Origin of the sequence: Azospirillum oryzae, assembly GCF_900177515.1 — a bacterium.
Lineage (GTDB): Bacteria > Pseudomonadota > Alphaproteobacteria > Azospirillales > Azospirillaceae > Azospirillum > Azospirillum oryzae_A.
In genome coordinates, this window is the sequence record NZ_FXAK01000003.1 from 51780 (window position 1) to 61558 (window position 9779).

At 58.9% G+C, this 9779-nt stretch carries 19 protein-coding genes; 12 read left to right on the top strand and 7 right to left on the bottom strand.

Annotation, left to right across the window (positions count from 1 at the left end; translation table 11 throughout):
• The first annotated feature begins 166 nt into the window (after positions 1–166).
• Together B9N97_RS07150 and B9N97_RS07155 are read left to right on the top strand one after the other, a co-directional pair.
• On the top strand, positions 167–445 hold the full coding sequence (locus B9N97_RS07150; RefSeq protein ID WP_143266475.1) for a hypothetical protein: 279 nt from the start codon (positions 167–169) through the stop codon (positions 443–445).
• A 32-nt stretch (positions 446–477) separates the two neighbouring features.
• Positions 478–1260, top strand: coding sequence for a DUF1883 domain-containing protein (locus tag B9N97_RS07155; protein WP_085084851.1), 783 nt, complete (start codon positions 478–480; stop codon positions 1258–1260).
• 157 nt (positions 1261–1417) lie between these two features.
• Here the strand turns inward: B9N97_RS07155 and B9N97_RS36665 are convergent, their stop codons facing one another.
• Entirely contained in the window at positions 1418–1546 is a 129-nt protein-coding gene (locus B9N97_RS36665; RefSeq protein WP_280174742.1) for a hypothetical protein, read from the bottom strand.
• Between the two features lie 59 nt (positions 1547–1605).
• Here B9N97_RS36665 and B9N97_RS34765 point away from each other — a divergent pair, with 59 nt between their 5' ends.
• Positions 1606–1827, top strand: coding sequence for a hypothetical protein (locus B9N97_RS34765; protein ID WP_143266476.1), 222 nt, complete (start codon positions 1606–1608; stop codon positions 1825–1827).
• Between the two features lie 20 nt (positions 1828–1847).
• Here the strand turns inward: B9N97_RS34765 and B9N97_RS07160 are convergent, their stop codons facing one another.
• Complete coding sequence (locus B9N97_RS07160) at positions 1848–2216, bottom strand: hypothetical protein (RefSeq protein WP_085084853.1); 369 nt, start codon at positions 2214–2216, stop codon at positions 1848–1850.
• A gap of 94 nt (positions 2217–2310) precedes the next feature.
• Here B9N97_RS07160 and B9N97_RS07165 point away from each other — a divergent pair, with 94 nt between their 5' ends.
• A complete protein-coding gene (locus tag B9N97_RS07165; RefSeq protein WP_085084855.1) occupies positions 2311–2676 on the top strand; it encodes a hypothetical protein in 366 nt (121 codons plus the stop codon).
• A gap of 59 nt (positions 2677–2735) precedes the next feature.
• Here B9N97_RS07165 and B9N97_RS34770 read toward each other — a convergent pair whose 3' ends face one another.
• From B9N97_RS34770 to B9N97_RS07180, 5 genes are all read right to left on the bottom strand, one after another.
• Positions 2736–3056 (bottom strand): hypothetical protein, encoded by a 321-nt coding sequence (locus B9N97_RS34770; protein WP_143266478.1) that lies wholly within the window; start codon positions 3054–3056, stop codon positions 2736–2738.
• Positions 3053–3898 (bottom strand): hypothetical protein, encoded by an 846-nt coding sequence (locus B9N97_RS07170; protein ID WP_085084857.1) that lies wholly within the window; start codon positions 3896–3898, stop codon positions 3053–3055. The genes B9N97_RS34770 and B9N97_RS07170 overlap by 4 nt, the downstream gene beginning before the upstream one ends.
• 50 nt (positions 3899–3948) lie before the next feature.
• A complete protein-coding gene (locus B9N97_RS36670) occupies positions 3949–4071 on the bottom strand; it encodes a hypothetical protein (protein WP_280174743.1) in 123 nt (40 codons plus the stop codon).
• Between the two features lie 271 nt (positions 4072–4342).
• Entirely contained in the window at positions 4343–4678 is a 336-nt protein-coding gene (locus tag B9N97_RS07175; RefSeq protein WP_085084859.1) for a DUF736 domain-containing protein, read from the bottom strand.
• A gap of 15 nt (positions 4679–4693) precedes the next feature.
• On the bottom strand, positions 4694–5011 hold the full coding sequence (locus tag B9N97_RS07180; RefSeq protein ID WP_085084861.1) for a hypothetical protein: 318 nt from the start codon (positions 5009–5011) through the stop codon (positions 4694–4696).
• Positions 5012–5179: 168 nt separating this feature from the next.
• Here B9N97_RS07180 and B9N97_RS07185 point away from each other — a divergent pair, with 168 nt between their 5' ends.
• From B9N97_RS07185 to B9N97_RS07215, 8 genes are all read left to right on the top strand, one after another.
• Positions 5180–5524 carry a hypothetical protein gene (locus tag B9N97_RS07185; protein WP_143266479.1) on the top strand — a complete coding sequence of 115 codons (345 nt, stop codon included), beginning with the start codon at positions 5180–5182 and terminating at the stop codon, positions 5522–5524.
• 37 nt (positions 5525–5561) lie between these two features.
• Positions 5562–5792, top strand: coding sequence for a VirB3 family type IV secretion system protein (locus B9N97_RS36970; protein ID WP_167393225.1), 231 nt, complete (start codon positions 5562–5564; stop codon positions 5790–5792).
• 664 nt (positions 5793–6456) lie between these two features.
• Positions 6457–7059, top strand: coding sequence for a hypothetical protein (locus B9N97_RS07195; RefSeq protein WP_167393226.1), 603 nt, complete (start codon positions 6457–6459; stop codon positions 7057–7059).
• Positions 7060–7676: 617 nt separating this feature from the next.
• A complete protein-coding gene (locus B9N97_RS34775; RefSeq protein ID WP_143266482.1) occupies positions 7677–8003 on the top strand; it encodes a hypothetical protein in 327 nt (108 codons plus the stop codon).
• A 100-nt stretch (positions 8004–8103) separates the two neighbouring features.
• Positions 8104–8241, top strand: coding sequence for a hypothetical protein (locus tag B9N97_RS35525; RefSeq protein WP_167393227.1), 138 nt, complete (start codon positions 8104–8106; stop codon positions 8239–8241).
• Positions 8242–8276: 35 nt separating this feature from the next.
• Complete coding sequence (locus tag B9N97_RS35530) at positions 8277–8420, top strand: hypothetical protein (protein ID WP_167393228.1); 144 nt, start codon at positions 8277–8279, stop codon at positions 8418–8420.
• A 511-nt stretch (positions 8421–8931) separates the two neighbouring features.
• Complete coding sequence (locus B9N97_RS07210; RefSeq protein ID WP_085084874.1) at positions 8932–9276, top strand: hypothetical protein; 345 nt, start codon at positions 8932–8934, stop codon at positions 9274–9276.
• Positions 9273–9779 (top strand): type IV secretion system protein (locus tag B9N97_RS07215; protein ID WP_208621172.1); only part of this gene is annotated, 507 nt, incomplete at its 3' end. The genes B9N97_RS07210 and B9N97_RS07215, both read left to right, overlap by 4 nt.

The window sequence follows — 9779 nt, forward strand, 5'->3', positions numbered from 1 at the left end:
CCAAAGCCTGCTGCATTATCCCGATCTGTAATGGGTGTGGAGGAGTCATACGGGTAGGTTTGCCGTCCAGCCGTATCGCTTCCAGTCTCGCATTGCACATGCCATGCACATGTGCATATGATAAGCGCTCATGTGTATGGCATGTGACTGTAGAGGAGTCTGTGATATGGCCGCAAATCGCGTTGTCGTGCTCGAAAGCGTTTCCGAGGTGTTGCATGGCGATTGGACGCTCTGTTTTGAATGGTGCCGATACGAATATGCCAACCGGACGCACCACCGGGGATATCGCTTCATCTGGAAACGCCCCAATGGGCACTATCAGCCAGCACGGGGACAGGCCCGGCTCCCGTCGATCGAAGTAGCACAGCGGCTGATGCGACGCGCTCAAGAGGCCGGCTGGGGTGAGCATGTAGGAGAAATGGACGGCTTCGGCGTTGAAGCGTAAATTCAGATTACCGCGAAAAGGAGATTATAGAGATGCAGTTTATTCACCATTCGTTAGGTAATCGGCGGGCCGGAGAAATCGTCGAAATTACTTTATCGGGGAGCGCTGCCAACGTACGGCTCTTGGATAGCTCGAATTTCCAGAACTATCGCAATGGACGCCAGCATAGTTTCCACGGTGGTCTAGCACGATCTTCACCAGTTCGGTTGCAGATACCGCATTCTGGAACTTGGCATGTAGCGGTTGATATGCAGGGGTTGGTTGGCTCGGTTCGATCTTCTGCAAGGATTCTTCCTGCTCCTCTACCAGAGCTTAAAGAGGCTCCATTGTCTTCGATTCCTTCGTTGGTGCGTGGGTCAAATAGCCCACCGGAATGGGGAGGTGAAGATGATGAGGACCGAGAGTTCGATATTTTCATTTCCCATGCCAGCGAGGACAAAGAAGAGGTTGTCAGACCTTTGGTCAAAGCATTAACTGATGCAAAGTTGAAAGTATGGTACGACGAGATAGAGCTCAAGATCGGCGATAGCCTTCGGCGCAAGATTGACAAAGGTCTTGCTAAGAGCAAGTTCGGCTTGATTGTGCTATCACCGAGCTTTCTGTCCAAAGGCTGGACAAATTATGAGCTTGACGGCTTGGTAACCAGATCAACTACAGGAGAACAGATAATACTTCCAGTCTGGCATAATATTACGAAGAAGCAGGTGATTGATTACAGTCCGTCGTTGGCAGATAAATTAGCTCGCAGCACCGCCACACACACTGTTGAAGAAATTGCAAAAGAAGTGGCTGATGTTATCCGTAAACGCGCTTGAGATTGGCGCAAGCGCGTAGCGTGCCGGCGACGATCCGGATCAGGCTGGCCAGTAGCGGCCCGGCCGGTCGGCCGCCGCGTCCTCCAGGTCCTGCAGCTGGGCCTCGACGGCGCCGCCCTGGGCGATCACCTCGCCGGCGTGCCGGCGACGATCCGGATCAGGCTGGCCAGTAGCGGCCCGGCCGGTCGGCCGCCGCGTCCTCCAGGTCCTGCAGCTGGGCCTCGACGGCGCCGCCCTGGGCGATCACCTCGCCGGCGTGCCGGCGACGATCCGATTTTTCGCGCATGCGGGCATGCGCGTTGTAAAATCCGCGCACTGAAGGCCGCGCCGCTGAAAGGATGAACCATGTACGAATTAAGGCGCATCACAGATCCGGGCAAGCTGTTCGAAGCTGCTACCGCACCGGGGCCAGATGGTCCCGGCTTTTCGAAGGGTGACGCGCTGCGCGGGGCGTTGCTAGTGGTTGAGGCAACGAGCGTCAATGATCCTGGCCCGGACTTCACACGCTGGAAACTCGTTGCCGCCGATGGCGACGAAGTAGCGAGTGCGGTCGTTCCGGGTTTTTGAATTGGAGCGTGGGTGCGGCTTCAGGGCTCGGAAGGCCACATGACGTCGCACCACACCAGCACTGCCGCGACGACGCCAGCGACGGCAGTCAGGAAGGCAAGGACAAGGCTGACAGTATGCGCTTGCTCTAGCATGCGGTCGGATAACAGGGCGTCCGTCCACACGCCGGAGGTTCGAGCGCGCACGATCAGCGCGCGCAGCTGAGTGGCGAAGCCCGTCACCAGTGACGGCAAGACGCAGCTGAGCATGCCGGCGCCGAGTGCGACATAGAGCATTTTGTAAAAGCGGGCAGCAAGGATCCGATCACCGCCGAATAGTGCCAAGGTGCGTTCACCTAGGATGGATAGAGCGATAAGGACCAGCAACAGGCCGATTGCGGCCAAGAACATACGGCCCTCAAGGGATGACGGAATCACAGCGAAAACACCTGCGGGTTGGTGTATAAAGCCATACTCTTGTAACGGTCATGTCGGAAGGCTTTCTATGGGTATCCGTTTCGTCGCTATTCCGTTGCTTGCGGCGGCCATGATGGGTGGCATTGGTTCGTATGCGTCGGCACAGCAAGCCGCTGCTCCGGCCGTGCGCGCCACGATATTTGTGCCGGCGCAGCCGGAACCTGGGGCCGCGTTCAAGCCGATCATGGTCATGGAGTCGGAGCCTGACGGCAAATCCATGCAGACCCTCCTGTCTGACCCTCACACGCTGCACCGTGCCATTGTCCGATTTCCTGACGGACGGGAAGAGGTTTGGCAGGCTTACGCGTGCGTCAACGGCAGCGTGACCGGCGTAACGATGGGGCCGCTCGGTCAAGAACTGCGGTGCTCGGATGGGTACACGATGCAGAAATAGGGCACAGAGCTAAGGACGATCTGATGCGTTAGGGGCGGCCACAGCCGCCCCTAATGTGTTCAGCGGCGGTATTGGGACAGTCGCACAACATTCAGCATTTGCGCTTGGAGTTGGGTTGGCCCTCTTGCCTTGTCCCGTTGGCGTTCCAATTCGGCAGCTGTGCCGGGCGGAAGTTTTGCCCATGGTAGGATGTGCTCCTGCAGATCCTGAACGTCGAGACATTCGCTCGGCTCGGTGCCGATCCAGAGCACTGTCTGCGGCTCGTCCGTTGCCCTGCGGCCGGCTTTCTGAACGTGTGCGAAGAATGTTTGCAGAGGATTATCCCAACCGACATGTACGGTGGTGCCGGGCACGTTGCTGATTAACTGGAAGCGGCTCACGGCTGCACCTCGCCGCGATCGGCGGCAGGACGACGCACTACGACGGAGCTTAGCGGGACAAGGATTCGCAAAATTGCACCTGCTGTTGCCATTACGCTGGCGAAAACGGCTGCGACAGGGAAGGGTGCATGTAGCAGCTTTCTCACGAGTTCCAGCTGAGCGGCAGGGCTGATGGCGTTCCACTTCGTGGCAAGCGCTGACCACTCCGCCGGGCCTGTACTCCACCACGCCATGTAAAAGATGGAAACCGCCAGTCCGATAGCAAACCACTTTGCCCAAGAGGCTGTGAAGCCGTAAAGGGCCGCGGCAATCCGCAGGACGCTGCCAATGACGGTATTGGCAGCGGTGGCGATTATCCGGGCAGTGGACTTCGCTTGCTTCGCCGATGCGGCCGGCGCCTCGGTCGCAGTAGGAATGGATGTGATCCTGACCACAGGCACCGGGGCACTCGTGGAAACTGGATCCGGCGGCATCGGCAAGCCCATCAATCGCTCGTCCACCTCATAACAGAACTTCTTCCATTCGGGATGAAGGTAGATGGTGCGGGGAATCTCGATAAACGCTAACCGTTGGACAAGCCATCGCAGCTGTTCATTCAGGCCCTCCGCGTCAATGTTCGTCAGGTGGAGAAAGCTTTCCAGGCCATGGGCCAAAATGCCGTTCAGATTCAGCACCGCTTCCACGTCGGCCGGCGACCACATTGTAGCGCCGTGATGCCCGAAGATTTGCGCAGGGGTGCCATAGAGCCGCGTTGGATTGATGACGCGAGACAGGGCGAAGTAGGCGACCAGAATGTTTTGAACGCGTTGGTCGGGTGATAAGTCGGTGACGGTCTGCAGCATGGGAAAGCCTCAATGGACAGGGGGCTGCTGGATCGGCGATAGACTGTCGGTTATGGCTTGTCGGTCGGGCTGAACGCCGCCTGCTGGATGGCGGTTGCCAATTCAGGATCAGCGTTCAGCGCCGCGGCGATCCGTCGACGCAAAGCGCCGGTCGCGTCCACGCGGACCAGCATCGAGTCAAACTGCAAGATCCCGAACGAGCCAAGATTAACGCGGCTGGCGAGATAGGTTCGGAGATTGCGAAGGGCGCGACCTGGGCGGGTACGGTTACCGTATCTGCCTTGGGTACGGTGATGACGTGGGCGAATTGTTCTGACATGGGGTTCTCCGGTGATAATACGGATCGGTGCTGCCGGGTGACAGTTGGGGGAAAAGTTCGGTCGCGGCGGGGTTGACCGTGCCGGCGATCGTTGGCGCCCCGATTTCAGCCGGGGCGCCATGAAGCTAGTTTCTGAAGTAGAGTTGCGCTGTGGCCGCAGTTTTAGTTTCACCCTCATCTTCGTCCGCGGAATGTTTATCCTCGACCAGCAAGGCATTAAACTTGCCGGCGACAGGGGCATTGATGCGAACGGAGACGACGCGGCGGCCGTCTTCGGTGTCGTTCTTGATCCAGGCGGCGCCAATTTCGGCCGGCCCACACATCACGCGGTAGTCGGGCTGCTCGCTGTCAGCACTCTTCGCTTCGTTTCGCTGCAGCGCGCATGCGCGATTGAAGGTGACGGTGGTGATCTTTCCGGCCCACCCATTTCCAGTTTCTTTGAAAGACCCGATGCAAGTCATTTCTACCTCTGAAGTTTAAGTGTCGGTTTGAGCAAGATTGCGAGAGCGCCCGAAAGGTAATGGACGCTCTGGATCGGGCAGAAGCACAGCCACGTTGTCGATTTCGACAAGCGCGGCCGCTACAACGTCGCGTTCAGCCATCTTGTGCTCTGTCGCGAAGGTGCGGATTGCGGTGAGCGTACTTTGGTGGAGACGAAGCCAACAGTTCACCCGTGGATCGAGGGGGAGTTGCTTCGGATCCTGCGTGTAAAGCAGATGGCGCAAGCCGGTGTGCAGGTAGGCGGTCCGACCGGTCAGCGATCCGGGGATCTTGAAGTTCCTGCGGACGATCATCGGTGACGGTTTCCACGTAAACGAAAGGTTAACGATGTTGGCGCGCGCGCGTGGCTGCATAACCGCGTATGCAACTCGTTTGCGGTACCACACTCTAGCGTCCTTCTAGCCATTTTGTCGATTAGTCGCTATGGTCTGCCTACTAATCGTCAAACAAGAGGCGTCGAGATGCTTAACGTGCGTAGCCACAAACCGGTGACGGAAACCGATGTGGAGGGGAAGGTGTGGGTGCTGGCGCTCAGTGTGCTGTGCGCCTACGCGGTCATGACGATGCCGGGCATGGAAGCGTTCGCGCAGGCGGATCCAACGAGCGGCATTGTCGCGAAGGCGACCAGTGGCCGGAACAACATGGTCACGATCATCAATGCGGTGATCGGCGTTGTCCTGGCCGGTCAGCTGGCGATGACGATCATGAACAAAGCCGACTGGAAGTGGATGATGCTCACCGGCGCGGGCGGTGCCGGGATCAACACCGTGCCTGCGATCCAAAGCTGGATCGCGTCGGCGAACTAAGATGATCCTAAGGTCAGTCGCGCGGCCTGCCCGGCTCATGGGCGCAACCCGCGAAATAACCTACGTCGCTTTAGGCGTCACGATATTTATCTATTTCATGACGCTTAACGGATTCATCGCGTTCGTTATCTTCGGCATTGGTCAGGCCGTCGCCGTAATGCTTACGAAGCGCGATCCTGACCTTATGTCCATCGGGATTGCCCGGCGCCAATGCAAAGCGGCGCCGGCACTCGATGGTGAAGCTGGCCACTGGTACAGCGGGAGTTGATTGATGGCGGGAAAGTCGCTTGCTGTCGGCGCAGGGGTCGCCGTGGGCGTCACCGGCGTTGGGAGTCTTGTCGCAACAGTGGCTTCACTGGCTGGGCCGGCTGCAGGGATCGCAACAGAAAGCCTTATCCAGGGCGCCGGCATCCTGGGTGTCGGGGGGCGGTTGCTGTCGGCGCTCTGGCGGCAGCAAAGCGGCTTCCACGCGCGCCGATTGAGAAGCGGACTGCGGATCTTTTTGAAGGGGTGAGGGTCGAGGGCGAACTTGGCGATCTGCTCGTAGCGAAGGACGGTACGCGGATCCGAGTGCTGCGGCTTGCGGGGGTCGACTATGGATCGGTGACGCCCGAGGGCGTCGCGCAGCTGGAGCGTCAACGTCACGACATGTGGCGCGATCTCGCGGCGCTGGGGTGTCATGTAACGGCCTATAGCCGGCGCGAAAGCGTCGGAGCTTCAAACGAGGCGGATTACGCAGAACCAATCCTACAGCATATCCATGACCTTTGGTCCGCGTCGTTCTCACGCGTCTACGTCAATGAACACTATCTTATCCTGCAGGTTTCGGGGGCGCACGCTCCCAAGGTGATGGTGGAGGCGACGCGTCGTGTGGTCGAGGGCCTGGACGCGTGGGCCCGCGGGTGCTGTGCAATGATGAGCCACGGTCGGAGTTGCTGTCCTTCTGGGCGTCGGTCCTGAACGGACGGCCCTGTGAGGTTGCTCAGGCAAGCGATAACCTGGGTGAACGGCTGGCGGCCATGAGAGTGGGCTTCAACAGCGCTGCGGGCCGGGTGCTGTTCCGAGAGGATGGCCGCCAGTTCATGGCTGCGGCTGTGTCGGTGAAGGAATGGGGCATTGAAGACGGGCCGGGGATGCTGCGTTCGATCATGCAGATTCCTGGCCGGGTCGAAGTCCTGTCGCACGCTGTCGGCTTTGCACAGGACACGCTTGTCGGCGCGCTGGATCTTGATCGCAAGCAAGTCGCGCTGTTTTACAAATCTGGTGCCGCCGGTCAGGACTTCGCTACCGCAATTGAAAAGGTTGCGTCCGATGAAGATAGTTTCCTGAAATATCAGCTGACTGTGTTCGTCTACGGCGAAACGGAGGATGAGCTAGAATATCTGCTCGGCGTTGTACGCAGCATCGTCAAAAGCTGCGGTCATGAAGCGGCGACGGAAGCGGGAGCGATCGAATATTTTGGCGTAGCCGGCTTCCTGCGGTGCGTCTTTTCTCGCGACCGCGGCGGCTGTCCGCTGAAAACTTGGCTGGGCTGATGACATGGGAGGCCGAGCCCACCGGAATGGCGTCCTGCGATGGGGGCCGGGGGCAATCCGGTTGTTCCGGACGCGAACCGGAGGCCCCTACGCGCTGCAGCTGCACACCGCAACGGAGGGGCCAGTCGCTGCACACTCGCTGACGGTCGGCGGAACAGGCGCCGGTAAGACGGCACTGTGGCTGCATCTCGCCGGCGGCGCCCTTCGTCACGAACGGGTATCAGCCTACCTGTTTGATTCCGGACAGGGATGCCGTGTCTTTTGCGAGGCCGTATCTCCAGGGTCCTACATCCACCTCGGCCGCCGCGAAGCGGGGCTCAATCCGCTGCAGCACTTCAAAGACAAACGTGACGCGGATTTTCTGAATCAGTGGCTGCGGATGCTGGCTGCTGACGACAGCGCCGAAGCGGATATGGAGGCGAATGCCGCACTGAGGATGATCCGCGACGTGCCGGCAGCCCGCCGCATACTGCGGCAGTCGATGGACTGTTTTCCCGCACCAAGGGCGGCTCCGGTCAGGACTGGAACGCTGGGCGGCAGAAGATGGTGTCGGCGCGCTGTTCAATGCGGAGCGGGATACGCTGGATCTGACGGAACGCCGCCTGTTCGGGTTCGCAATGGACGATCTGTTTGAGGTCGAGGCCGCGACTGCGGCGGCCGTTGGCTACATCATGCATCGCATCCGCCAAGTCGCACGCGAAGGCAACAGACCGCACCTTGTGTTCATTGATGAGGCACCACGCCTTCTGAGCAATCCCGTCTTTGCCGCAGAAGCAAAGAAACTATTGCTTGAGCAACGAAAAGCACGAGGCTCCGTAAATTTGGCGTTCCAAACTGTAAAATCAGTGTTCGATACAGGGATCGGACACGTGATCATTGAGAGTTGCCCGACATTTTTCCTGTTTCCGAACGAAAGCGCGTCTGGGAAGACTATAAGCACCTGAACCTAACCGAAGGACAGTTCGCGCAATCCGACGCGAAAGCCGTCTGACAAAGCATCTGCGGCGCTGGGTGATGGTCAAGAAGGGACAGGAAACCGTGATCTTGGACACGGACCTTTCCTGTCTCGGCGGTGCACTCCGCGTCTATCGCGGCGGGCCGGATGAATCGCTGCTCATGCAGCAACTGCAACGTCAATACGGGGTCGAGCGATGGGTGGAAGAACTCGTGAATATGGACTGAAGGCTCTGCGCGCCGGCGTTGCCGGTGCCGTGGCCATGGTTGCGATTGCCGGCACGGCTCGCGCCGACATGCCGGTGATCGACGCGACCACATGGGCTGAGCTGATTGCCATCGGAAAGACGGCAAAAGAAGAACTCCAACCGTTATGGACACTTACAACGAAATCAACAGCTACGTGACCTTCGTGGGCCATGTTGGCGACATGGCAATCGACTACGCGCGCAATCCGACGCGACTTATCAATGAAATCGGAAGCTGCCTCTTCAGCTTAGTTCCAAGAATTACAATCTAAACCTTCCAACACTCTGCGAGGGAGCGCAGATGGTGGAAAGGAGTATTTCACAGTCGCGTCGCCTGACGGGTCGCTGTCTGAGGGGGTGGCCAAGGACATTGAAACCAAGCGGACGGTTGCAGCTGAAGAGGCCGTGAAGCGCGGCATGGCCATGAGCTGTATCAGCAGTCGAACCGCCGTACGCGGGACGATCTGCTTGCGAGCGCGGTGCTTGCTGAGAGTCCGGTCAGCGGCGCCAGCCAAGTGAACATCACGAACCGGCTTCTGGTAGAGCTTCTGACGCAGCAGCAGACAACAAACCTGCTTCTCGCGTCTCTTCTTGAAGTACAGACGACTCAAAGCCTGCAACAGATCCCCATTGTCATGACCATGGGACAGGATCGGGTAGGCGTGCGGTAATGGCAGCAGCTTGCCTTACCTGCGAAATCTTTACGCTGTTTGATGCGGCACAGGTTAGCTACGGGGAGCGCGCCTATACAGCGTTGTGGCCATCGGTAAAGAATGCCTTTGATGTGTTCGTCGGCGTCTCTCTTTGCTTCTATTTCTTGCGAATGATCGCTACTGGCAATGCAGCCTTCTCCGAGGGCGTGTTCCAGTTTCTGATCTATGCGTTCTGCGCGCAGACGATCTCAAGCACTGCATTCTTCAACGACTGGATCGTGGATCCCGTTCGAACCTTCATGTTCAACGGCGCTCAGGTGTTGATGACACAAGCGAGTGTTGCCGGGTTCAGCGGGACGTGAGCGGGGTTCTGCGTACGGTAGAAGCCAACCTGTTGTGCGTCGTGAACCTTGGTCTGCAGATGATCCGCGATGCCGGCGTGTTCGGCCTTGCTGCCATCGTCGCCGCCGTCATCATGGGGTTCCCCTACCTCGTCGCGCTGCTTCTATTCCTGCTGCTGCTTACTGAGGTCCTGGTCGTCCTCTTTATCGTGAAGGCGCTCGGTCCTCTGCTGATTGGCTTCCTGGCGTTCAAGCCGACACGCAGCATCACCAAGAATGGCGCGAAGATGCTGGGACAAGCGGCCGGCGCGATCCTCATCACGGCGGCGCTGATGGGCCTGATGATGGGGCTGCTGGGCACCTTTATGAAGTGGGTGCCGGGCAGCTGCACGGGCGGCTGGCGCGACGCAAAGGGCTTCATTTGGAGCGAGGGCTACATCGGCCTCGTGCTCTTCGGGTATTTCATGCTGCTGATGCTCCTGAAAGCTCAAGGGTGGGCAGGGCAGCTTATCGAGTTCCACGGC